Source organism: Mesorhizobium loti, assembly GCF_003148495.1.
Lineage (GTDB): Bacteria > Pseudomonadota > Alphaproteobacteria > Rhizobiales > Rhizobiaceae > Mesorhizobium > Mesorhizobium loti.
Genome location: NZ_QGGH01000001.1, coordinates 1,678,242 through 1,700,593, shown reverse-complemented (window position 1 = coordinate 1,700,593; position 22,352 = coordinate 1,678,242). Strand labels below are relative to the sequence as shown.

Annotated in this window: 23 protein-coding genes; 10 read left to right on the top strand and 13 right to left on the bottom strand. The window is 62.8% G+C overall.

Annotated features, from left to right (window positions below):
• From C8D77_RS08655 to C8D77_RS08645, 3 genes are all read left to right on the top strand, one after another.
• A partial coding sequence (locus C8D77_RS08655) for a TOBE-like domain-containing protein (RefSeq protein WP_215732049.1) occupies positions 1 to 153 on the top strand: 153 nt, incomplete at its 5' end.
• 227 nt (positions 154 to 380) lie between these two features.
• The gene (locus C8D77_RS08650) at positions 381 to 1,367 is read left to right on the top strand and encodes a sulfate ABC transporter substrate-binding protein (protein ID WP_109661082.1); all 987 of its coding nucleotides are present in this window, start codon (positions 381 to 383) and stop codon (positions 1,365 to 1,367) included.
• Positions 1,368 to 1,623: 256 nt separating this feature from the next.
• Entirely contained in the window at positions 1,624 to 2,073 is a 450-nt protein-coding gene (locus C8D77_RS08645; RefSeq protein ID WP_006202816.1) for an RrF2 family transcriptional regulator, read from the top strand.
• A 133-nt stretch (positions 2,074 to 2,206) separates the two neighbouring features.
• Here C8D77_RS08645 and C8D77_RS08640 read toward each other — a convergent pair whose 3' ends face one another.
• Positions 2,207 to 3,076: an NmrA family NAD(P)-binding protein gene (locus C8D77_RS08640; protein ID WP_109661080.1), complete on the bottom strand. Its 870-nt coding sequence runs from the start codon at positions 3,074 to 3,076 to the stop codon at positions 2,207 to 2,209.
• A 45-nt stretch (positions 3,077 to 3,121) separates the two neighbouring features.
• Positions 3,122 to 3,544: a DoxX family protein gene (locus tag C8D77_RS08635; protein WP_109661078.1), complete on the bottom strand. Its 423-nt coding sequence runs from the start codon at positions 3,542 to 3,544 to the stop codon at positions 3,122 to 3,124.
• 119 nt (positions 3,545 to 3,663) lie between these two features.
• Here C8D77_RS08635 and C8D77_RS08630 point away from each other — a divergent pair, with 119 nt between their 5' ends.
• Both C8D77_RS08630 and C8D77_RS08625 read left to right on the top strand, forming a co-directional pair.
• Positions 3,664 to 4,569 carry a LysR family transcriptional regulator gene (locus tag C8D77_RS08630; protein ID WP_109661076.1) on the top strand — a complete coding sequence of 302 codons (906 nt, stop codon included), beginning with the start codon at positions 3,664 to 3,666 and terminating at the stop codon, positions 4,567 to 4,569.
• Between the two features lie 260 nt (positions 4,570 to 4,829).
• Positions 4,830 to 5,981: a hypothetical protein gene (locus tag C8D77_RS08625; RefSeq protein ID WP_109661073.1), complete on the top strand. Its 1,152-nt coding sequence runs from the start codon at positions 4,830 to 4,832 to the stop codon at positions 5,979 to 5,981.
• Here C8D77_RS08625 and C8D77_RS08620 read toward each other — a convergent pair.
• The 7 genes from C8D77_RS08620 to C8D77_RS08590 form a co-directional block, all read right to left on the bottom strand.
• A complete protein-coding gene (locus C8D77_RS08620; RefSeq protein ID WP_109661071.1) occupies positions 5,976 to 6,524 on the bottom strand; it encodes a gluconokinase in 549 nt (182 codons plus the stop codon). The genes C8D77_RS08625 and C8D77_RS08620 overlap by 6 nt on opposite strands.
• 2 nt (positions 6,525 to 6,526) lie before the next feature.
• Positions 6,527 to 7,513, bottom strand: a complete 987-nt coding sequence (locus C8D77_RS08615; protein ID WP_109661069.1) for an ABC transporter permease — start codon at positions 7,511 to 7,513, stop codon at positions 6,527 to 6,529.
• Complete coding sequence (locus tag C8D77_RS08610) at positions 7,510 to 8,490, bottom strand: ABC transporter permease (RefSeq protein ID WP_109661067.1); 981 nt, start codon at positions 8,488 to 8,490, stop codon at positions 7,510 to 7,512. The genes C8D77_RS08615 and C8D77_RS08610 overlap by 4 nt, the downstream gene beginning before the upstream one ends.
• A gap of 11 nt (positions 8,491 to 8,501) precedes the next feature.
• Positions 8,502 to 10,049 carry a sugar ABC transporter ATP-binding protein gene (locus C8D77_RS08605; protein ID WP_109661065.1) on the bottom strand — a complete coding sequence of 516 codons (1,548 nt, stop codon included), beginning with the start codon at positions 10,047 to 10,049 and terminating at the stop codon, positions 8,502 to 8,504.
• Between the two features lie 82 nt (positions 10,050 to 10,131).
• Complete coding sequence (locus tag C8D77_RS08600; protein WP_109661063.1) at positions 10,132 to 11,259, bottom strand: sugar ABC transporter substrate-binding protein; 1,128 nt, start codon at positions 11,257 to 11,259, stop codon at positions 10,132 to 10,134.
• A gap of 306 nt (positions 11,260 to 11,565) precedes the next feature.
• Entirely contained in the window at positions 11,566 to 12,594 is a 1,029-nt protein-coding gene (gene gntR, locus C8D77_RS08595) for an HTH-type transcriptional regulator GntR (protein WP_109661061.1), read from the bottom strand.
• 176 nt (positions 12,595 to 12,770) lie between these two features.
• Positions 12,771 to 14,000, bottom strand: a complete 1,230-nt coding sequence (locus C8D77_RS08590) for an MFS transporter (RefSeq protein ID WP_109661059.1) — start codon at positions 13,998 to 14,000, stop codon at positions 12,771 to 12,773.
• Between the two features lie 175 nt (positions 14,001 to 14,175).
• Between C8D77_RS08590 and C8D77_RS08585 the strand changes: the two genes are divergently transcribed.
• The gene (locus C8D77_RS08585) at positions 14,176 to 14,466 is read left to right on the top strand and encodes a DUF3175 domain-containing protein (RefSeq protein ID WP_109661057.1); all 291 of its coding nucleotides are present in this window, start codon (positions 14,176 to 14,178) and stop codon (positions 14,464 to 14,466) included.
• 12 nt (positions 14,467 to 14,478) lie between these two features.
• Here C8D77_RS08585 and C8D77_RS08580 read toward each other — a convergent pair whose 3' ends face one another.
• On the bottom strand, positions 14,479 to 15,255 hold the full coding sequence (locus tag C8D77_RS08580) for a FadR/GntR family transcriptional regulator (protein WP_109661461.1): 777 nt from the start codon (positions 15,253 to 15,255) through the stop codon (positions 14,479 to 14,481).
• Positions 15,256 to 15,358: 103 nt separating this feature from the next.
• Positions 15,359 to 16,255 (bottom strand): NAD-dependent epimerase/dehydratase family protein, encoded by an 897-nt coding sequence (locus C8D77_RS08575; protein WP_109661458.1) that lies wholly within the window; start codon positions 16,253 to 16,255, stop codon positions 15,359 to 15,361.
• A 119-nt stretch (positions 16,256 to 16,374) separates the two neighbouring features.
• Between C8D77_RS08575 and C8D77_RS08570 the strand changes: the two genes are divergently transcribed.
• A complete protein-coding gene (locus C8D77_RS08570; RefSeq protein ID WP_109661055.1) occupies positions 16,375 to 17,313 on the top strand; it encodes an NAD(P)-dependent oxidoreductase in 939 nt (312 codons plus the stop codon).
• 18 nt (positions 17,314 to 17,331) lie between these two features.
• Here C8D77_RS08570 and C8D77_RS08565 read toward each other — a convergent pair whose 3' ends face one another.
• Both C8D77_RS08565 and C8D77_RS08560 read right to left on the bottom strand, forming a co-directional pair.
• Positions 17,332 to 18,114, bottom strand: a complete 783-nt coding sequence (locus C8D77_RS08565) for a FadR/GntR family transcriptional regulator (protein ID WP_109661053.1) — start codon at positions 18,112 to 18,114, stop codon at positions 17,332 to 17,334.
• Between the two features lie 181 nt (positions 18,115 to 18,295).
• Complete coding sequence (locus tag C8D77_RS08560) at positions 18,296 to 19,285, bottom strand: sugar-binding protein (protein ID WP_109661051.1); 990 nt, start codon at positions 19,283 to 19,285, stop codon at positions 18,296 to 18,298.
• 467 nt (positions 19,286 to 19,752) lie between these two features.
• Between C8D77_RS08560 and C8D77_RS08555 the strand changes: the two genes are divergently transcribed.
• Genes C8D77_RS08555 through C8D77_RS08545 form a run of 3 tightly spaced genes read left to right on the top strand, consistent with a single transcriptional unit; the run spans position 19,753 to position 22,315 of the window.
• A complete protein-coding gene (locus C8D77_RS08555; protein ID WP_109661049.1) occupies positions 19,753 to 20,493 on the top strand; it encodes an ATP-binding cassette domain-containing protein in 741 nt (246 codons plus the stop codon).
• 41 nt (positions 20,494 to 20,534) lie between these two features.
• Complete coding sequence (locus C8D77_RS08550) at positions 20,535 to 21,533, top strand: ABC transporter permease (protein ID WP_109661047.1); 999 nt, start codon at positions 20,535 to 20,537, stop codon at positions 21,531 to 21,533.
• Positions 21,534 to 21,547: 14 nt separating this feature from the next.
• On the top strand, positions 21,548 to 22,315 hold the full coding sequence (locus C8D77_RS08545) for an SDR family oxidoreductase (protein ID WP_109661045.1): 768 nt from the start codon (positions 21,548 to 21,550) through the stop codon (positions 22,313 to 22,315).
• Positions 22,316 to 22,352 lie beyond the last annotated feature (37 nt).

Genomic DNA, 22,352 nt, shown 5'->3' with positions numbered 1-22,352 from the left:
AGCCGCCGCGTCGCCGGCACGCGCCGGGTCGAACTCGAGATCGGTGGTGAGCGCCAGCGCGTCGAAATCGAACTGCCGGTCGATCACCCGGCGGCGCAGAAAAGCCGGGTCGCGTTCCGGCCCGGACGCTGGAAGCTGTTTCCGGCGGCTTGATCCCGTCGCCAGAACATCGCCTCGAGAAGAATTGTGCGCGCAATCGGCGTCGTTGCTGCGTCCAGCGCCCCGAAAAGTCTCCGTCTGGGAGAAAATCCTAATAGTCGGCCGTTTCGACGATATTTTTTCTCGCCGGACCCTCACGGGGCTACTGCGCGTGCCTCGTCGCGCGCCCTGCCCCAAAGCTATGGTCCGATCATAAACGCATTGCATCGGAGCCTGTTTTCATGAAGCGATTTTTCCTTGGGCTTGCCGCCGTCGCCGGCCTGTTCCTCGCATCCTCCCAAGCCTGGTCGGCCGACAAATTGCTCAACGCATCCTATGATGTCGGCCGCGAACTGTTCGTGCAGGTCAACAAGGCCTTCATCGCGCAGCATCCGGGCGTCACCGTCGATCAGTCGCATGCCGGCACTTCGGCGCAGGCGCGTGCCATCGCCGAAGGCCTTGGCGCCGATGTCGTTACCTTCAACCAGGTCACCGACATCGACTTCCTGGTCAAAAAGGGGCTCGTCTCGGCCGACTGGCAGAAAGATTTTCCCGACAACGCCTCGCCCTTCTATTCGCTGCCTTCGTTCCTTGTCCGCGCGGGCAACCCCAAGCACATCAAGGACTGGAACGATCTCGTGCGCGACGACGTGCAGGTAATCTTCCCTAACCCGAAAACCTCCGGCAATGCGCGCTACACCTATCTGGCAGCCACCGCCTACGCGAAGGAGGCCTTCAAGGGCGACGACGCCAAGGTGAAGGAGTTCATCACCAAGCTGTTCAACAACGTGCCGATCTTCGACACTGGCGGCCGCGCCGCGACCACCACCTTCGTGCAGCGCGAGATCGGTGACGTACTGATCACCTTCGAGTCGGAAACACGCGGCATCCGCAAGGAGTATGGCGACGACAAGTTCGAGCAGGTCACGCCGACGGTCAGCCTGCTGGCCGAATTCCCGGTCGCGATCGTCGACAAGGTCGCCGACGAGCATGGTACGCGCGACCTGGCCAAGACCTATCTCGACTTCCTCTACACGCCGGAAGGCCAGGACATCTTGGCCCAGAACGGCAACCGGGTTCGCGACGCGGCGGTCGCGGCCAAATACAAGGCCCAGTTTCCCGATGTCCGCCTGCTGACGGTCGAAGATGTCTTTGGCGGCTGGGACAAGGTGCAGAAGGAGCATTTCGCCGCCGGCGGCCTGCTCGACCAGACTTACGGCAGCCGCTGACGGCAGCAATGTCCAGGATAGACGAGAGAGCCGGCACCTTGCCGGCTTTTTTCGTTTTGTGCGCCGGCGACCTGATCTTCAGCGGAATATCGGCACCGTCCGTGCAAAACGTTACAAAGAATCAACGCGTTTATGCCTAACATGCCATTCGGCGGCTTGTTTTCGCAAAACATCATCGCGTGGCGAAAACGTCATTATTTGCACACAAACAGTCGCCAGATGCGGGTGGTTGGGGCTTCAATGGGTTGATCTGGGCATGCTGACAAAAAAAGGCAAATACGGCCTCAAGGCCCTCGTGCATCTGTCCGGCCTGCCGGTCGGCCAATTGGCCTTCGTCAACGATATCGCGGTGGCCAACAACATCCCGAAGAAATTCCTCGATGCCATCCTGGGCGAGTTGCGCAATGCCGGCTTCGTCCAGAGCCGCAAGGGCAAGGAAGGCGGCTATCGCCTCGCCCGGCCGGCCTCCGAAATCAAGATCGGCCATGTCGTGCGCGTGCTTGACGGGCCGCTGGCGCCGATCCCTTGCGCCAGCCGCACGCAATATCAGCGCTGTGAGGATTGCGACGAGGCGACCTGCCAGGTCCGGCACATGATGCTGGAGGTGCGGCAGGCGATCGCCGAAGTGCTTGACAATCGCAGCCTTGCCGCCATGCGCGATGCCGACAATGATGATTTTCCAGTCGAGCTGACCTCGCAGATATAAACCACCAACTGCTGCTCGCGACCGCAAGCTGACCGCGCTCAGACAGACATGAGATTCTTCCATTGAAGGAGGGGTTCTCCAAATCTCGGGTTACGAAGCTCGAAATCACAGGAGAACCCATGCAGTTTTTGGCCTACCCGTTCACATTAGACGCAGCCTCGAATACATGACGTGCGGACGTCGTACCCGCTACGTGCTCTGTACCCGCCACACCGAGGTCCATCCATCCTGCATTCACGGCCTCAAACATTTCTTCGGCAGGTCCGGAGTGACCCTTCGGGATGCCGAATTGCTCGAACGCTTCCGCCCACCCTGCACGCGGGATTGCAAAGGCTTTCACGTCGAGATTCAGGACTTCACCCAACTGCTCCGCGACTTCATCCGCAGTGACCATCGAACCAATCTCGACGATGCGCTGCCCTGACCACGCTGGCCCGGTCAAAAGGGTTGCGACCTCCGCGCCGATGTCGTTCGTCGCGACCATGGTCGATTTCCGGTTTGTCGGATTGTAGTAGACCGGTAGCGTTCCGCCCTGCGCGACCTGCAAGCCGTAGAGGAAGTTTTCGAAGAATCCACCTGCGCGCACAAATGCGATTGGCGATATCAGGTCGCGAAAACCTTGCTCCAGAAGCGACAAGGCCATGATCATCCCGAGCCCACTGGTTCTATTCGCACCCATCGACGAAAGCGCAACCACCCGTGGCGGCGCTGCCTTGGTGAGCGCCTCGACATAGTTTGCAATCACGCCCTTTGCTTCTTTGTAATCGGGCGACGGCGCCCAGACAGCCGGCAACATGACGAACGCCCCTTCGACGCCTTTGAGCGCTTGCTCGATGGCTGCCGGATCATTCCAATCGCCGTCTACCAGTTCCACGCCCTGATTCGCCCAGTTAGCCGCCTTCCCGCGATTGCGGACGAGCGCGCGTACCTCCTTGCCGTGCGCCAACAGATGTTTCGCCGTCGCGCCGCCAACTTTTCCCGTGATTCCCATTACTAAAAACATGTATTTTCTCCTGATCTTGAAGGACAGAACAATGCCCCTGTTGGTTCAATGGATGAGCGGCAGAATGGCCCGGATACGGGGATCGCGCGCGTAGAGGCCGCCCCATGTCATCGCGCCCAGAAGCAGGGAAATGATTTCAGGCGGCGACCCCAACTCACCAATGCGGACATGGGCGCAGATGGCACCTCCCAGAAACCCCGTCACCAGGATCGCGCCGAGGACGGCGGTGGTCGGGATGGCGTAAAGGATGGCGCAGGCGAGTATGATCGGACCCACGACACGGGTCAGGTCCATCGCGAACCCGGTTTCCTGCAACATGCTCGCGACCTGTGCCGGCGCGAAAAGCTGAATAGTCCCGTCGGCCACCAGAGCAATAACGACAAACGCGCTCATTATCCGGCCGGCCCACAGGGCGCGATGCAAGGTCATAGTTTCCGGTGTCTGATGCAGGTTCACAGTTTCGGACACTTGTCATTCTCCGATGGGGAGATCCCATATTCGAAGCTTACTGTGCCTCCTAGGTGTGATAAATGCCGAGGAAATGAACCAACTGTTCTCTTTTCGGGAAACAATACCGAGGCACGAAAATGCAGAATCTCGAACCCATCCTCATTTTCACAACGGTAGCGGAAATGGGGAGCTTCACCCGCGCGGCCGATAGCCTGGGCATCCAAAAGGGGAGAGCCTCAACGGCGGTCCGGAAGCTGGAAGAAGATGTCGGTGTCAGGCTTCTGCACCGGACGACGCGCAGCGTGCGGTTGACGGAGGACGGACGCGCGTTTCATGCCCGTGCCCGCGATCTGCTTGCTGAAGTCGATGATCTGCACTCGATGTTCGCAGGCGATCGCGTAGCACTTCGCGGTCGTTTGCGGGTCGACCTTCCGACCGAAGTGGCGCGCACAACCATCGTGCCGGCCCTGCCGGATTTCATGGCGGCGCACCCCGAGTTGGAGCTGGAGGTGTCGAGTACGGATCGGCAAGTCGATCTGGTTCAAGAGGGGTTCGACTGTGTATTGCGGCTTGGACCCATTCGGGACGAGACGCTGATTGCCCGCCCACTCGGCCTATTGCGCATGGCCAACGCTGCCAGTCCCGCCTATCTGGCGCGCTATGGCGTCCCTCGATCGCTAGAAGATCTCCAGCGTCAGGAACATAGGACAATTCATTTTTCGACGATGCTGGGCGCGAGACCCTATGGATGGGAATATCCGGACGGCGACAGCTACGCGACGCTTCAGTTGCCAGGTGCGTTACACGTCAACAGCGCGCAGACCTACGAAGCCGCCGCCCTCGCCGGCCTTGGTCTGATTCAGGCGCCACTCTTGGGCATCAGCCGATACTTAGAGAGTGGAGCGCTTGTGGAGATCATACCCGATTTTCGTCGCCGGGCGCTCGCCGTGTCCCTCGTCGTTGCACATCGGAGCAATCTATCGCGCCGAGTCCGCGCATTCATGAAATGGATCGAAGATGTGCTGACGCCGTATATGGAATAGCGAGACAAATATCTTCGTCCGGCCCTCGAAATCAACATTCTGAAGTTATGTCTGCCGGTCGGCGATCGGCGGCCCGGCGTTGCCGGCGCCAGCTAGCGCGGCACGAAGAGCTGATAGTCCTCCTTGCGTCGGGTGCCGATGCCGCAAGCGGCGCGCCTGTCCCAGTCATAGCGAGATTTGCAGAAGTCTTGAGCGCGGACACAACCTTGCGCGGTCCATGCCGACGCAGTAAAGCGGGGTTCGAAGAACAGGCTGGACCGATGAGGCTGTCGTGGTTCGCAAAATCCCGCAAGGCCGCCCGCAAGCCGCCATCGGCAGCCAGTTTCCGCACTGAAATCATCGCCGACGTCTTTGTCCCGGAACGGGCGGAGGATGTGCGCTTTTTCAGCCGCAAACTGGATCGCCCCGGCCGGCTTCGCCGCTTTTCCAACAGGGACCTCCGCGAAAGCCTGCTGTGCGTCTTCTATCTCATGGTCGCAGCGGCCCTGCCGGTGCGCTGGTGGGCGCCGATCTGCAGCCGCATGTCGAGGTTTCGCCTGAAGCGCCATATGCGCAAGGAGTTTCCCGCCTACGCTGCCGCCACACGCGCGGTGCTTGGCGACGGCATCGATGCGTGCAAGCTGTTCGAGGGTTTGCTGGTGGCACGCCATCGCCGCCGCCTGCAGCTCGCCGCACATCTGGTGACCGGCCGCTGGTCGCCGACGATCCGACTCGAAGGGCTAGAGGGGCTGCAGTCGGCCTTGCGGCAGGGCCACGGCGCCATCCTCTGGTGCGATCAGTTCACTGCCCAGACCATCATCGGCAAGCGCGCTTTGTACGAGGCCGGTATCGAGGCGCATCAGGTGAGCGTCCACACCCACGGTATTTCCGAAACGGCGTTCGGCCTGCGTTTCCTCAACCCGCCGCTGATCAATGTCGAGAACCGGTTCCTGAAAAGCCGGGTCACCTTTGATCGCGACGACGCCTATCAGGTCACCATCCGCATCCAGAAGATCCTGAAGCAGAATGGCGTGGTGACGATGACCAACACCATCCATGCCGGCACGACCTTCACCGAAGCCGCCATGGGCGAAAGCGGCTGGACCCACCTCGCCTCGGCGCCGGCGAATTTCGCCGCCAGGGGCGGGACGGCGCTGTTTGCCATGTCGACCTTCGAAGTGGTTCCGTTCATCGAATACCGTGCCGTGCTCAGCCCCGCGTTGACGCCTGAGGCGTCTGTCACCCAGGCAACGGACATGGCCAGGGATGGCACCAAGAACATGGCCGTGCAGGCGCACTACATCCTTCTCAAGCGCGACCGCCTGTTGGAGGCGCTGAAGCTCTACCCCGAGCAGATGATGACGTGGTCCCGTCGGCAGCGGCTGACCGAGGCTCAGGACAGCACCGGCATCGGCACGGACGAAGGCTCATGACCGGCGCATCTGGCGGACCGCGGCAGCGACGACTTCACCGACCGGGCGTGTCGCATCGAGCGTCAGTGCCCGCTCATCCGCTGCCGGCGGCTCCAGGATGGCGAACTGGCTGTCGACCAGGCTCGCCGGCATGAAGTGGCCCTTGCGGTTGCCGACGCGCCGCCTAGCCGTGGCAGGGTCGATCTCCAGGTAGAGGAACACGATCTGCGGGCAGAAGCTGCTCAGCCGGTCGCGATAGCTGCGCTTCAGTGCCGAGCAGGCGGCAACCACGCCTTCGCCCTTCCCCACCGACGCCGCGATGCGCTCGCCGATCGCGTCGAGCCAGCCCTCACGCAATTCGTCGGTCAGCGGCTCGCCGCTTGCCATGCGTGCGACGTTTTCCGGCGGGTGCAGCCTGTCGCCCTCGATAAAGGTAACGCCCAGCGCGGCCGCCAGCGCAACACCGACGGCCGACTTGCCGCAGCCGGCGACGCCCATCACCACGATGGCCGGAGGCACCGAGCCGGGAGCGCCCGTTGGCGCCTGTGCTGTCTTTTCGTCCACTGTCAGCGGCTTGCCGGCGCGCGGCCGTAGAGCAGCAGCATGGCGACGATGACGACGCCGTAGATGATCTGTCGCCCCGCCTCCGGCATCTGCATGACCGATAGGATGGATTGCAGCAGCGTGATCAGGATGACACCGGCAACGGTGCCGAGATACGAGCCGCGCCCGCCCAGGATCGAGGTGCCGCCCAGCACAACCGCGGCGATCGATGGCAGCAGATAGGCATCACCCATCGACTGCGCCGCCTTGGAAGCATAGCCGGCGAGCAGCACCCCGCCGAAGGCCGAGAGCCCGCCGGAAACCGCGAAGGCGATCATCACCACGCGGCGCGTGTCTATGCCGGAGAGATAGGCGGCGCGCTCGCGATTGCCGATGCCGTAGACGCTGCGGCCGAAGCTGGTGCGGGTCAGCACGAAGACCATCGCGGCCCCGATCAGCGCCCAGATGACGACGGCATTGGGCACGCCAGGAATGGTAAAGCCGGTCGCCACATAGCGCATCGCCACGGTTGCCGAATCCTGCGGCGAGAACCCGCCAGTGTAGACCACCATCAGCCCTTGCGCGACGGCGTTGGTGGCAAGCGTGATGATCATAGACGGAATTCTGAGATAGGCGACACCGATACCGTTGACGATACCGATCAGCACCCCGCAGAAAATGCCGAACGGAATGGCCAGCGCCACGCCGAGCGGACCATAGGCGGCCGCCGCGCAGGCCATCATGGCGCCTACCGCCACCGACCACGGCACCGACAGGTCGATCTGGCCTAGCAGGATGACCAGCATCATGCCTGTGGCGATGACGCCGAGGAACGAGGCCACCTTGAGCTGCTGCAAGAGATATTCCGGCGACAGGAAACTGCGCGAATAGAGACTGCCCAGGAACAGCAGCAGCACGATGCAGGCGAAGGCCGTCAGCACCGCCGGGTCGGCGCGGCGGATGAATTTTGGCATCCGGTTGGCAATGCCGCCGATGGTCGTTTCGCTCACAGGAACCACTCCAGCCGGTTGCGGACCCGAAACAGGGCGAAGGCGCCGAGGCTGACCGCGATCAGCAGGATAACGCCCTGGAATAGCGGCTGCCAGAGCGGATCGAAATCGAAGACGAAGAGCAGGTCGCCGATGGTGCGGAAAGCCAGCGCGCCGAAGATCGCGCCGATGGCGCTGCCCTTGCCGCCGAACAGCGAGACGCCGCCGAGCACGACGGCGGCAATCGAGAACAGCGTGTAGGCGTTGCCGCTGGCATAGGCCGCGTCACCCGTATAGGTGAAGAATGTCAGGAACAGCCCGCCGATCGCGGCGAGCAGCCCGGCAAGCGCATAGGCGGCGAACTTGCCACGCCGGATCGGCACGCCGGACATGTAGGCCGCCATCTCCGAGGAACCGGCCGCGTAAGCCGCGCGGCCGAGCACCGAGCGGCTGAACGGCACCCAGACGACGAGCACCACGGCCAGCAGCACCACCAGGCTCGCCGGCACCACGCCGAACAGCCGCCCGGTCAGCGCGTCGGCAAGGTCCTCGTTGACCGAACCGCCTGGAAAGGGTCGTAGCAGCAGCGCGATGCCGAAATAGACAGCACCCGTGGCGATGGTGGTGACAATCGGCTGCAGGCGACCATAGATGACGATGGCACCGTTGATCGCCCCGCACAGCAGCCCGGTGCCAAGCACCGCAATGACCCCGAACGCGGTTTCGATACCGGTGCCGATGACCAGCCACGAAGCCAGGCAATTGGTCAGCGTGAAGATCATGCCGACTGAAAGGTCGATGCCGGCGGTGATCACCACCAGCGTCTGGGCCATGGCCACAAAGGCGAGCAGCACGCCTTTGTTCGAGGCTGTCTGCACGACGTTGGCGGTGAAGCCGGCGGGATGGTTCGAGGTGTAGATGACGAACATGACGATGAAAATGCCGAACGCCAGCAGCGTTCCGCGCTGTTCGGCCAGCCAGTAGCGCCAATCTTTCACGCGCCAATCTTTCACACACTTGCTCCCAGGCCCACCGGGCTCTCCTCGCCATGGATGTTGAGCGCGCTTGATATCAGCGCCCGCTCGGTGATCCCGGCGCCGACCAGTTCGCGCTTGACCGCCCCGTCATAGAGCACCAGCACGCGGTCGCAGCAGCCGATCAATTCGTCATAGTCGGTCGAATAGAACAGGATCGCCGCACCCGCATCGGCGAGCTTGCGCATTAGCTGATAGAGCTCCTGCTTGGTGCCGACATCGATGCCGCGCGTCGGATCGTTGAGCAGGATGATGCGCGGCTGGCGCATCAGCCATTTGGCGATGACCACCTTCTGCTGGTTGCCGCCGGACAGCGCGCCGACCGGGATGTCGAGGCCCGCCGTCTTGATTGCCAGAAGGCCGACCATGTCGTCGATCAGCCGCTGTTCGGCGGCGCGATCGATGATGCCGGCTTTCGACAGCCGGTCTAGCGCGGCAAACGACAGGTTCTCGCGCACCGTCATCGGCAGCATCAGGCCTTCGGTCTTGCGATCCTCGGGAATGAGCGCCATGCCGATGCGGTCGTCGCGCGCAACGGATGGACTGGTGATCGACACAGGCTTGCCGTCGATCAGGATCTGGCCGGACAGGCCGCGCAGCACACCGAAGAAAGCGAGCAGCAATTCGCGCTGGCCCTGGCCGTCAAGGCCACCGAGGCCGACGACCTCGCCTGCCCCGACCGTCAGCGAGACATTGTCCAGCCGGTCGGTCCAGGACAGCTTGCGTGCCTCCAGCACGGGAACGGCGGCACCTGCATTGCGCGCGGGTTTCGGCGGGAAAATATGGCTGTATTCGCGCCCAATCATCAGTTCGACGACTTCGTTGTCGCTCTTCGTGCCTGCCTTGTAGCTGGCGACATTGCGGCCGTTGCGAAACACCGTGCAGTAGTCGGCAAGCTCGGCGATCTCGTTCATGCGGTGCGAGATGTAGAGCAGCGCCAGCCCTTCCGAGCGCAATCGCTTGAGCACGCTGAAGATCTTAGCGACGTCGGTCGCGGTCAGTGCCGAGGTCGCCTCGTCGAGGATCAGGATGCGCGGCTTCCTGGCCAGCGCCTTGGCGATCTCGACCATTTGGCGGCGCGACAGCGGCAGGTCCTTGACCAGTGCCAGCGGGTGGATATCGGCAGCACCGGCGCGTGCCAGCGCCTCCTCGGCGATGCGGCGCTGCGCCTTGCGGTCGATCATGCCAAAACGCTTCGGCGGATCGGAAATGACAATGTTGTCGGCGACGCTGAGTTCGGGAACCAGCGACAGTTCCTGGAAGATGCAGACGATACCGGCCTTGTTCGCCGCGCCTGGCGAGGCGAACGTCACCTCGCGTCCATCCAGCGTCATGCGACCTTCGTCGGGCGCGACGACGCCCGCCATGACCTTGATCAGCGTCGATTTCCCGGCGCCGTTTTCGCCGAGAATAGCGTGAATGCTGCCGGATGAGACCGAAAGCTCGGCCTTTTCCAACGCCCGCACACCACCATAGCGCTTGGATATGCCCTCCATCCGGAAGAGCGGAACCATACCGTCCATCGGCCCTCCCGAGGCACTTTTGACGACCAGGGATATCGAGTGGCCGGCGCCGCGGGAGATCCCGCGGCGCCTTGTATGCTGCCTATTGGTCCGCCTTGGTCTGGCCCATGATTTCCTGCGCGGTGAAATTTATGCCGCAGGTCGGGAAGGAGTTGCCGACGAAGAAATTGTCGGACTGGTCGGGGAAGAAATCCTGACCGGCCTTGAAGTTCGGATCCTCGACAATCGCCAGCGGCAGCTTGACCGACTGTGGGACGACGTTGCCCTCAAGTGCCGAGATCGCCGTCTTGATGGCAACCGCCACCTGGGCCGGCCCGGTGCCGGCCGATGAGCATTTCAGCCCGTCCGCGGCATGAGCGGCGCAGAACTTGCGGAAGCCATTCTCGGTCTCGCCGCCGAACGGCACGAACGGATGCTTGGCGTCGATCATCGCCTGCACGATGCCAGTGTCGCCACCCTGTCCGGTCACGCCGTCAAAGGGACCGTTGGTGGCGATTGCGTCGGCCGAAGCCTTTTGCGCAACGCCGTCATCCCATTTGCCGACAACCTCGGTGACGGCCCATTTCTTGCCGGAGGCGTCGAGAGCCTCATGGATGCCATTGTGGCGGTCGGTGTCGACTGAGGTCCCAGCAACGCCACGCACCTCGAGCACCTTGCCGCCGTTCGGCACATGCGTGACCAACCATTTGCCCCAAAGCTCGCCCAGGCCTTTCTGGTCGACGTTGACGTTGATGGCGTCCTTGGTGTCGAGAATGTTATCGAAAGCAACCAGCACGACGCCGGCTTCCTTGGCGCGCTTGATCACCGGCCCGAAGGCCGTCGGGTTCTGCGCATTGACCACGATGGCGTCATAGCCGGAATCAATGAAGTTGTTGATCGCCGAGATCTGCGCCGGCACGTCCTCTCCGGTCGAGACGACCTTGAATTCCTTCAGCTTTGCAGCAACGTCCTTCTGGGCTGCATAGGCCTTCGCAGTCTGCACCATCTGGATGCGCCATGTGTTGGCGATATAGCCATTGGCGAGCGCAATGCGGTAGGGGCCGTCCTTCTTGGGGAACTTGAAGAACTGCGTATCCGCAGCCCAGGGTGCGAAGCAATCCGGCTCGGCCGCTGGACCCTTGACGATTTCGGGGCCTGCAGCAATCGCCGATGAGCTCAACATGACAAATGCAGTGGCGGCAACGATGCCACCAACGAGTGACTTGATCATCGATATTCCTCCCAGTTGCAGTTCTGATTGTTGTTGGCTGCTGTGACGTCTCGTGCGTCAGATCTGGCACCTCCCGCTTGGCTCTGCCGCGCCTTTCGGTGGCTGAATGCCACCCCGATCCCCTCCCCTTGCTCTCCGGTCAAGGCCGGAAAAAACTATCATATTATCCATAATAAACAAGTATGAGTTGTCGCTTATATATAATAAACAGATTTTTCTGTTTATTATGAGCACCTTTCCGGCGAAAATGGTAGCGCTACCATTACGCAGTGTAAACCGGCATTCGCACAGTCGCCTCTGTGCGTTTCAACGCGCCGTGCTCTCGCGGCGCTTGAGCTCGAAACCGAGATCGACGATCCGTTGCTCCGGCCTATTGCCGGCGATCGCCGCCAGCGCCATGGCCACTGCACGCCGGCCGATCTCATAGCGATGGGTGCGGATGCTGGTGATCGATGGAAACGCCACCTGCATCATGTCGAGGTCGTTGAAGCCGACGATGCCGATCGTCTTCGGCACCGCGATCGAGGCGCGATGGCACTCGAACAACACGCCGAGCGCAATGTCGTCATTGTTGCAGAAAACACCGTCGAGCGTCGGCACCTTGGCCAGCGCGTCGCGGAGCATTTCGCGGCCGAGCGATACGCTGGACAACACCGGCGTGGTGGTGACAAGGCGCGGGTCGAACAGGCCGGCGGCCTCCATCGCCGCGCGATAGCCGGCAAGGCGCCGCTGCGAGCGCGGGTCCATGCGGGCGCCGATGAAGCCGATGCGGCGGTAGCCGGCCTCGATCAGATGTTCAGTTGCCGTCCTGCCGCCGTCGAGATGCGAGAAGCCGACCATCATGTCGACCGGATCGGGACCGGTCTCCATGACCTGCACCACCGGGCAGCCGGCGCTTTCCAGCAGCTTTCGCGAGGTCGGTGTCTGGTCGATGCCGGCGACGATCAGCGCTGCCGGCCGCTGCGAGCCGAACACCTGCAATAGCCGCTCTTCCTCGAGGCCGGAATAATGGGTGTTACCGAGCTGGATGCGGAACGGGCTGGCCGACAGGCTGTCGTAGATGCCGCGCACCACCTCGGCGAAGACATTGTTGGTGAGCGACGGCACCAGAACGCCGAACACTTCGGCGCGCGCCGAGGCCAGCGCCCGCGCATTCGGGTCCGGGACGTAACCGAGTTCGTCGACGGCGGCCTGGATCTGGCGGCGCAACTCTTCCGAGACACGCTCCGGCTCGCGCAAGGCGCGCGACACAGTGATGGCGCCGACACCAGCCTTGCGAGCGACATCGGCGATAGTCGGGCGGCCGCCGCCCCGACGCGAGCGCGGCTTGATCACAGACGCGCTCGCTCGGAAACGCACCCGGCAGGGCGCGGTCGCGATACGATCGTCTTTGCTGTCGCCATCTCACCGGCCTTTTGCCGCCCCAACTTGCCTTCTGGCGTCGCGCGGCGTCCGTCGGTTGTCAAGCCAAAGCGCGTGCCGGGCGTGCGTGCGAAGATCGCTGCCTTCCTTTAGGCCATCACGGCGGCGCTGCGCCTTGCTCTCCAGAACAACAGTCCGATCGCCAGTATGTTCAGCAAATTCCAGGCAATTCCGTTGAGGAACGCAGCCGCGTAGGAGCCGGTCAGGTCGTAGATCCAGCCCGACATCCAGCCGCCGATCGCCATGCCGAAGATGGTCGCCATCATGACGATACCGATACGCTGGCCGGCCTCTTTGGCCGGCATGTAGTCGCGCACGATGATCGCGTAGCAAGGCACGATACCGCCCTGCGACAGGCCGAACACCAGCGACACCACATAAAGCGAGGCAAGCCCGTCGAACGGGATGTAGAACAGCAGCGACAGGCACTGCAGCACCGAGCCGATCATCAGTGTCCACACAGCGCCGATACGGTCGGCGAGAAAGCCCGATGCCAGCCGGCTGACGACGCCGCCTGCCATCATGATCGACAGCATGTCGGCGCCATGCGCCACGCCGTAGCCGAGATCCATGCAATAGGCGACGATATGCACCTGCGGCATCGACATCGCCACGCAGCAGCCGAGCCCGGCGACGACCAGCAGCACCTGCAACGCCGCCGGTGACAGCGAGATCGGCTGCACCGTCCGGCTTCCGGGCGAACCGGCGGCCGCTGCCGCCGGGGCACCGCGCCGCAGCATCAGCACCAGCGGCACCATGGTGACCAGGCAGAAGATGCCGATTGCCGCATAGGTGAAGCGCCAGCCTTCCGCCTTCATCAGCGTCGGCATGATGGTTGGCCAGAACGCACCGGCGAGGTAGTTGCCGGCGGCCGCCGCAGTCACGGCAACGCCACGCCGCCGGTTGAACCAGTGCGAGATATCGGCGATCAGCGGCCCGAAGATCACCGACGTGCCAACGCCGATCAGCAACCCTTGAGCAAGGGTGAATTGCAGGATCGAGGTCGACAGCGCCGCGAGCAGAAGGCCGGCGGAAAGCGCAATCGTGGAGAGCAGCGCCGGGATCCAGTAGCCCATCCGGTCGATGGCGCGGCCGACCAGCACGTTGCCGGCTGCAAAGCCGACCATGGTCGCGGTGTAGGGCATGGACGCCGCAGCGCGGTCGACGCCGAACTCGGCCTGCACGGCGGGCAGCACGACGACGACAGCCCACATGCCGACGGCGCCGATCGTCGCCAGCAGCATCGAGATGGCAAGCCGCATCCAGGCATAGGAGCTGTCGATGCCGGGGCTCGGCGGGATGTTATCGGTTCGGGTCAAGGCGTTTCCTGTCGGCGGTCTCAGAGATCGGCTGCCGTTTGCGCCACTATCGGCGCATTCTCGGGCCGCAGCAGCGCCACAACGGGCAAATCCGTGGCTCCAGACCTAAGGCGAATGCAGGAACCGATGCCAGTATGCGGAGTTTCCCGACAGCAACCCGCAAAGGAGTCCAGCCATGACCGCCACCAAGAAGAAATGGTCGGCAGAGGTTACCGAGCACAGCGACGCGATGAATCTCGAGGATCATGTCTTTGAATCCGACGACGCCAGGAAAATCGCCGCCTCGCTCAAGCGATCCGCCGAACACAGCCACCGGCGCAAGGCCGAGCCGTTTCAATCCGCTATGTCGATGCTGAATTTTTACATCAACCGCGCCGGCAAGAACCTGCCCGCCGCGCGCAGGCAAGTGCTGGAGAACGCCAAGGGCGAACTGCGCACCGCCTTCGGGCGCGAGAAGGACGACTAGAAGCGATCCGCCTTATCGGGCGCGGATGACGCCGTCGGTGTTGGCGAGCAGTTTGCGCACCGCGTTGCGCGCCGCGTCCGGCCGCTGCAGGCGGATGTTCTTCTCGATCGCCTCGTGCAGCTTCTGAGCGTGGTTGAGGTCGTCGATTTCCCGCGTCGTATAGGCAAAGAGATGATCGAAGGCGGATTCGATCAGCACGCCGAGCGGCACCAGAAGGTCGTTGCCCGAAGCGCGCAGGATGGCGAGGTGAAAGCGCGTGTCGGCGCGGGTGCGCTCCTGCAGGCTGGTCGCCGCGCCCATCTCGCGACAGGCCTGGCTGATCTCGGCCATCTGCTCGTCGGTGCGCCGCATGGCGGCAAAGGCGGTCGCTTCCGGCTCGATGATGTGGCGGAACTCCTGCACGGTCTTCAGGAACACCTCGCGGTCCGGCGACGTCGCGTACCAGGCCAGCACATCGCGATCGAGCAGGTTCCAGCGTTCCTTCGGCTCGACCCAGCTGCCGATCTTGGGACGTGAGGCCAAAAGGCTCTTGGCCATCAGCATCTTGATCGCTTCGCGCACCGCCGAGCGGCTAACGCTGAAGGTCTCCGACCATTTCGCTTCATTGGGCAGGATGGTGCCGGGCGGATAGTCGCCGCGCACGATCCTGAGGCCAATCTCGCTGGCCAGAGAGGCATGGACGCTCGAGCCTGGAATGCGCGCCGCGTCGGGTCGGCGAACACCGGCCGGGCGGTCGGCGGAGGCCGCTTTCGCTGGCGATTTTTCCTTGTTCGGCTTCGCGTCCCGCATAGGTTCCAGAAAGTCCGGATTGACGAGACTGTCAAGCGCGGCAAGCGGCTTGCGCCGCAAAGCCGGCCGCTGTGCACAGATCAGCCCCTATTGCTCCCGCGGATCAGGCCTGCTTGACGTATTTGCGCCAGCTATGCTCCGGGCGGAAACCCAGCACGTCGCGCGCCTTGCGGTTGGAGAGCAGCGTCTCGTATTCGCCAAGCTCGGCCTTGACCGGCACGCCGGGGTAGAACCGCTTCAGCAACTCAGCAGTCGGCAGGTCGGACGAGGTGTCGTCATTGGCGGCATTGAACACCTGATAGCCGAGCCCGTCCTTCTCGATGGCGCGCAGCGTGATCTGGCCGAGGTCGCGCGCGTCGACATAGCTCCAGGCGATGCGCTTGCGGAACCCCGGATCGGCGAACCATTTCGGAAACAGCGAATATTCATGCGGCTCGATGACGTTGCCGATGCGCAGGGCATAGATGTCGGTGCCGTTGCGCTGCGCAAAGGCGCGTGCCGTCTTCTCGTTGACGATCTTGGACAGCGCATAGCTGTCCATCGGATCGACATCATACTCCTCGTCGAGCGGGAAATATTTGGGATCACGCGGCTCGTTGGCAAACACAAGCCCATAGGTCGTCTCGCTGGAGGCGATGATAACCTTGCGGATGCCGAGCTTCACCGCCGCCTCGATGACATTGTAGGTACCGAGCGCGTTGATGCGGAACACCTCGTTGTCGGTGGTGATCATGATGCGCGGGATGGCGGCGAAATGGACCACGGCATCGACCGGCTGCGGGCGCAGCGACGGGTCGAATTCATGCATGCCCATATAACTCGACAGCGCGTTGAACACCTGCCCGCTATCGGTGATGTCGGTGATCAGCGTGCGCACCTTGGGATTGTCGAGCGGCCTGGTGTCGATGTTGAGCACCTGGCAGCCTTGCTCCACCAGATACTGCACGACATGGCGTCCCGCCTTGCCGCTGCCGCCGGTGAACATGATCCGCTTCGTCATTTTGCTCTCCACAACCTCTGGGATTTATGTGTATTGTCAGACAATATCGCAATCCGCAACCACCCTCGCCTGCAAAACGGCAGCGCTTGACATCAATCATTGCAACAGGACTTGAAGACATGAACACGACTGTCGCGAGCGAAAAGATCGGCTTCATCGGCCTTGGTCTGATGGGGCACGGGATCGCCAAGAACATCGTCGACAAGGGCTACAGCCTGACCTTCCTCGGCCGCAAGAACCGCAAGCCGGCGGAGGACCTGCTTGGTCGAGGTGCGAAGGAAGCATCGACCTCGCGCGATGTGGCGGCGGCATCGACAATCGTCTTCATCTGCGTCACTGGTTCGCGCGAGGTCGAAGCCATCATTCGCGGCCCCGGCGGCCTCAAGGAGGGCTTGAAAAAGGGCTCGGTCGTCGTCGACTGCTCGACCTCCGATCCGGTCTCGACGGTGGCTCTGGCAGCGGAACTCAAGGCGCTCGGCATCGATTTTGTCGACGCGCCGCTGAGCCGCACGCCGAAGGAAGCCTGGGAAGGCACGCTTGACGCCATGGTCGGCGCGCCGGACGCCCTCTTTGCCAGGGTGAAACCAGTGATCGAAACCTGGGCCGGCCGCATCGTGCATATCGGCGACACCGGCGACGGCCACCGCATGAAACTGCTCAACAACTTCATCTCGCTCGGCTACGCTGCGATCTATTCCGAGGCACTGGCATTGGCTGAGAAGGTCGGCATCTCGCCGCCGCGCTTCGACAGCGTCATCCGCAACGGCCGCATGGATTGCGGCTTCTACCAGACTTTCATGCGCTGGACGCTGGAAGGCGACCGCGACGCCCACAAATTCACCATTGCCAACGCCTTCAAGGACCTGACCTATCTGGAATCGATGGCGGGTGCCGCCGGCATCGCCAACCCGCTCGGCAATGCCACCAAGAACTCCTTCGCCGGCGCCCATGCCACCGGTCCGGCCGAGCAGTTCGTGCCGATGCTGGCGACGCATATCGCTGAGGTGAACGGCATCGACCTGATGCCGATGAAAGATGGCAAGAAGCAGACGATTTGAGTAAAGCGCAGGCGCCGATCAACGCCGCCCTCGCCCGATCCCCTCATCGGTGTCGGCCAAAAGCTTGTGCACGGCGTTGCGCGCGGCGGCTGGACGCTGCAGGCGGATGTTCTTCTCGATCGCTTCATGCAGCTTCTGCGCCTGACGCTGATCGCCGACCTGCTGCGTCGTGAACGCGAAGAGATGGTCGAGCGCCGATTCGATCAGCACGCCGAGCGGCACCAGCAGGTCGTTGCCCGAAGCACGCAGGATGGCGAGGTGAAAACGCGTGTCGGCGCGGATACGCTCCTGCAGGCTCAAGGCCTCGCCCATTTCGCGGCAGGCCTGGCTGATCTCCGCCATCTGCTCGTCACTGCGCCGCATGGCGGCAAAGGCCGACGCTTCCGGCTCGATGATGTGGCGAAACTCCTGCACGGTGCGCAGGAACGCCTCGCGGTCGGGCGCGGTCGCGTACCAGGCCAGCACGTCGCGATCGAGCAGGTTCCAGCGCTCCTTCGGCTCGACCCAGCTGCCGATCTTGGGCCGCGATGCCAACAGGCTTTTCGCCATCAGCATCTTGATGGCTTCACGCACGGCTGAACGGCTGACATTGAAGATCTCGGCCCATTTGGCTTCGTTGGGCAGGATGGTGCCGGGTGGATAGTCGCCACGCACGATCCGCAGACCAATCTCGCCGGCCAGCGAGACATGGACGCTGGCTCCCGCAAAATGCGCGGCACCAGCCTTGCGCATGATGGCCGGACGGACGCTGGCTTGTGCCTTGGCCCGGGCGGCACGCTTCTTTGACTTCTCGTCCGGCATCCACGTTCCAATAGGTCGGCCGTCTGTCGTCCGGACTGGTCCGAACCTACGCGGCACGCCGATCTCGTTGCCGAAAATCCAGATCCTGGGCGCACCAAAGCCGGAGCCGGTTGCCCCAACCTATTGCGTCCGTTGAGGAATTGACGGGGCGCCCGTCACCGGGCGCCCCGAAATCGAGACCCTACTTCTGGATGCAGGTGTCGACCGTGTCCTTGGTGCATTCGTCGAGGCCGGTGAACACCGGATCGGCGACGGCCTTGCCTTCGACCAGGTCGATCATCACCGACGGTGCCTTGTAGCCCATTTCGAACGGCCGCTGACCGACCAGAGCAGTCACAAGGCCGTCACGGGCGATCGCCACTTCGTCGCCGATCGTGTCGGCGGCGCCGATGACGAAGTCGTTGCTGGCGATCCGGTCCTTGAGCGGCCCGAACAGGTCGCGATAGGGCTGCGGAGCGCCGAACAGCGGCCAGCCGCCCATGATGCCGAACGCGTCGAGCTTGGGATTGGCGGCGAGGATGTCGGTCATCGCCTGCACGCCTTTGGCGCCGTCGTCATTGGTGAACACCGGGCAGCCGGCAACTTCGGTCCAGCCACCTTCACCGGCAAGTGCGGCGAGGCCGTCCTTGCCCGACAATGCGTCACGCATGCCTTGGGCGCGGCGCAGGATGTTGTCAGCGGCCGGGTTGCCCTCGATCGTGCAGATCGTGCCGCCATTCGGCTTGCCCTTCTTGATGTACTCGCCGATCTTCTTGCCCATCAGATAGTTGTCGGTGCCGAGATAGGTCTTGCGAAGTGCGGCATCTTCCTTGCTGAGGTCGGCATCGACGGTCATGATCGGGATCGTCGGATTGGCGGTCTTGATCGTCTGCGCGATCAGCGGCGCGTTGGACGGCGAAATCGCCATCGCCACCGTGTCTGCCTTGCTCAGCATGTCCTGGACGATCTGCGCCTCGCCAGCCTCGTCCGAGGTCGACGCCGGACCGGTGTAGAAGCATTCATATTCCGAGCTGGCGTTTTCCTTGTTCCATTTCTCGCAGCCCTGGTGGATGGCTTCGAAGAACGGATTGTCGAGACCTTTCACGACGATGACGAGCTGTTTCTTGGCCAAAGCCGGCCCGGCACCCAACGCCATGGCGGCGACGGCGGCGAGCAAAAGTGTTTTCCTCATGTCAGTCCTCCCTTGAAACAGACGGACACGGCGTGCCCGCCACACAGATCGACCGGATGCGTGATGACAGACGTTCGTTTCGCGAGCGCTCGTGTCGCCAGGCCAGATCGATAAGCATTTCCAGATGCGGCTTCAGACCGGCTCGAACACATGGGTACAGCCGGAACCTCGACCGATAAACCTCCGCTGATTCCGTCAGGCGAACCGCCAGCAGGGATCGGCATAATCTCCTCCGACGCTTAGCTAATATCGGCTCGCCCCAACGTCAATGCTATTTGTCCTACAAAACGGATTTTTAAAATAACCCGGACTTCAATTCGTCCGACAATTGATTGACGCGCGCCGGCTTTTGCGTAAAACAACGCTAACGCTGTTTCCGGGAGGAGCTGGGGAGAGCGGGCCAAAGCAGCGCCGGCATTCACGCCGGGAACAGCAGCAGGCCGCAAGGCACGGGGAGGCAAAGGCTGGTGGCGGTTCTCGAACTCACCAACATCTCGAGGCATTTCGGCGCCATCCAGGCGGTCAACGACGTTTCGCTGTCGATCGAGCCCGGACAGGTGGTCGGCCTGATGGGCGACAACGGCGCCGGCAAGTCGACACTGGTCAAGATGATCGCCGGCAATTTCCGCCCGAGCCATGGCACCATGCACATGGACGGCAAGGAGCTGATCCTGCACAAGCCGGCGGAAGCCCGCCAGCACGGCATCGAGATCGTCCACCAGGACCTTGCGCTCTGCAACAATCTGACCGCCGCCGCCAATGTCTATCTTGGCCGCGAATTGCGGCGCGGCGTCGGCCCGTTCCGCATCCTCGATTATGCGGCGATGTACAAGCGCGCCGGCCAGCTCTTCGCCGAATTGAAGTCCGAGACGCGTCCGCGCGACCTCGTCAAGCAGATGTCGGGCGGCCAGCGTCAGGCGGTGGCAATTGCCCGCACCATGCTGTCGCAGGCCAAGATCGTGCTGATGGACGAACCGACGGCGGCAATCTCGGTGCGCCAAGTCGCCGAGGTGCTGAACCTGATCCGCCATTTGCGCGACCAGGGCATATCAGTGGTGCTGATCAGCCACCGCATGCCAGACGTCTTCACCGTCGCCGACCGCGTCATCGTCATGCGGCGCGGCCGCAAGGTTGCCGACAAGACAATTGCGTCGAGTTCGCCCGAGGAAGTCACCGGGCTGATCACCGGCGCCATCGAACAGGTTTGATTTCAGCGAATTCCACCACGCACAGCAGATGAAGGTCGACGATGGCACTGACAATTGACCAGCCGATCGAACACAAGCAGCAATCCTTGGCCGCGCGGCTGTTTGCCAGCCAGACTTTCTGGGTGGTGATCGCCGTCATCCTCGCCTGCGTGTTCCTGTCGTTTGCCACCGACGCCTTCGCCACCTCGAAGAACCTCTACAACATCACCCGCAACATCACTTTCGTCGCCATCATTGCGCTCGGCATGACCTTCGTCATCATCACCGGCGGCATCGACCTGTCGGTCGGCTCGGTGCTGTGCCTGTCGTCAATGATCCTGGCCGTCACCATGCATGCCGGCTATTCGATCGAGGTCGGCATCCTGGCCTCGATCGCCACGGCGCTTGCCATCGGCGCGTTCAACGGCATCCTGATCGCCTATCTCGGCTTTCCACCCTTCGTGGTGACACTCGGCATGCTGTCGATCGCCCGCAGCCTGGCCATGGTGGCATCCAACAACACCGTCGTCTTCCAGTTCGGGCCGGACCACGCCAAGCTTCTGGCATTGGGCGGCGGCGCCTGGGTGTTCGGCATCGCCAATCCGGTGCTTTACATGATCCTTCTGGCGCTGATCACCGGCTTCATCCTGCGCTGGACCAAGTTCGGCCGGCACATCTTCGCCATCGGCGGCAACGAGCATGCGGCGACGCTGACCGGCGTTCCGGTGCGTCAGATCAAGGTTGCCGTCTACATGATCTCGGCGCTGTCTGCGGGCATTGCGGGCATCATCCAGACCGGCTGGCTGGGCGCCGTCACCACCAATCTCGGCACCGGCATGGAGCTGCAGGTGATCGCCGCCACCGTCATCGGCGGCGCCAATCTGGCCGGCGGCGTCGGCACCGCCTTCGGCGCCATCGTCGGTGCGGCCCTGATCGAGGTGATCCGCAACAGCCTCGGCCTGCTCGGCATCAATGCCTTCTGGCAAGGCGTGTTCATCGGCGGCGCCATCCTGCTGGCGGTGCTGTTCGACCGCATCCGCAATTTCCGCCGCAGCGATTAGGCCGAGACGGTTTGATGGCCAACTCCCTGTTCAGCCTCGAAGGCCGGCTGGCGCTGATCACTGGCTCTGGCCAGGGCATAGGGTTCGCCCTGGCTCGCGGTCTGGCTGAACACGGCGCCAGCGTGGTGCTCAACGGCCGCGATGCAGCCAGGATCGACAGCGCCGTCGAAAAGCTGCGCGCTGCCGGCTTCAAGGCGCATGCCTCGACCTTCGACGTCACCGATTTTGAAGCGGTCAACGCGGGCGTTGCCCGCATCGAAGCCGAGATCGGCGCCATCGACATCCTCGTCAACAATGCCGGCGTGCAATTCCGCGCCCCGCTCGAGGATTTTCCCGAGGAGCAATGGGAGCGGCTGTTCAAGACCAATGTGTCGGGCCCCTTCCATGCCGGCAAGGCGGTCGCCCGCAATATGATCCCGCGCGGCAAGGGCAAGATCATCAACATCGGCTCGGTGCAGAGCGAACTGGCAAGGCCGAACATCGCGCCCTACACCGCAACCAAGGGCGCGATCCGCAACCTGACAAAGGGTATGTGCGCCGACTGGGCAAAGCACGGCCTGCAGATCAACGCGATAGCGCCCGGCTATTTCCGCACCGAGATGAACCAGGCGCTGGTCGACAATCCGGAATTTTCCGCCTGGCTGGAAAAGCGCACCCCGGCCGGGCGCTGGGGCAATGTCAACGAGCTGATCGGCGCCGCCGTCTTCCTCGCCTCCGACGCCTCGTCCTTCGTCAACGGCCATACACTGTATGTCGATGGCGGCATGACGGCTTCGGTTTGAGGGGGCGTTCTTCCCTTTTCCCCTTGCGGGAGAAGGG

What these genes read in the sequence shown, in the direction of transcription:
- C8D77_RS08650 (WP_109661082.1), top strand. Translation starts at nt 381, where the DNA reads ATGAAGCGATTTTTCCTTGGGCTTGCCGCCGTCGCCGGCCTGTTCCTC.
- C8D77_RS08645 (WP_006202816.1), top strand. Translation starts at nt 1,624, where the DNA reads ATGCTGACAAAAAAAGGCAAATACGGCCTCAAGGCCCTCGTGCATCTG.
- C8D77_RS08640 (WP_109661080.1), bottom strand. Translation starts at nt 3,076, where the DNA reads ATGTTTTTAGTAATGGGAATCACGGGAAAAGTTGGCGGCGCGACGGCG.
- C8D77_RS08630 (WP_109661076.1), top strand. Translation starts at nt 3,664, where the DNA reads ATGCAGAATCTCGAACCCATCCTCATTTTCACAACGGTAGCGGAAATG.
- C8D77_RS08625 (WP_109661073.1), top strand. Translation starts at nt 4,830, where the DNA reads ATGAGGCTGTCGTGGTTCGCAAAATCCCGCAAGGCCGCCCGCAAGCCG.
- C8D77_RS08605 (WP_109661065.1), bottom strand. Translation starts at nt 10,049, where the DNA reads ATGGACGGTATGGTTCCGCTCTTCCGGATGGAGGGCATATCCAAGCGC.
- C8D77_RS08600 (WP_109661063.1), bottom strand. Translation starts at nt 11,259, where the DNA reads ATGATCAAGTCACTCGTTGGTGGCATCGTTGCCGCCACTGCATTTGTC.
- C8D77_RS08585 (WP_109661057.1), top strand. Translation starts at nt 14,176, where the DNA reads ATGACCGCCACCAAGAAGAAATGGTCGGCAGAGGTTACCGAGCACAGC.
- C8D77_RS08580 (WP_109661461.1), bottom strand. Translation starts at nt 15,255, where the DNA reads ATGCGGGACGCGAAGCCGAACAAGGAAAAATCGCCAGCGAAAGCGGCC.
- C8D77_RS08575 (WP_109661458.1), bottom strand. Translation starts at nt 16,255, where the DNA reads ATGACGAAGCGGATCATGTTCACCGGCGGCAGCGGCAAGGCGGGACGC.
- C8D77_RS08570 (WP_109661055.1), top strand. Translation starts at nt 16,375, where the DNA reads ATGAACACGACTGTCGCGAGCGAAAAGATCGGCTTCATCGGCCTTGGT.
- C8D77_RS08565 (WP_109661053.1), bottom strand. Translation starts at nt 18,114, where the DNA reads ATGCCGGACGAGAAGTCAAAGAAGCGTGCCGCCCGGGCCAAGGCACAA.
- C8D77_RS08560 (WP_109661051.1), bottom strand. Translation starts at nt 19,285, where the DNA reads ATGAGGAAAACACTTTTGCTCGCCGCCGTCGCCGCCATGGCGTTGGGT.
- C8D77_RS08550 (WP_109661047.1), top strand. Translation starts at nt 20,535, where the DNA reads ATGGCACTGACAATTGACCAGCCGATCGAACACAAGCAGCAATCCTTG.
- C8D77_RS08545 (WP_109661045.1), top strand. Translation starts at nt 21,548, where the DNA reads ATGGCCAACTCCCTGTTCAGCCTCGAAGGCCGGCTGGCGCTGATCACT.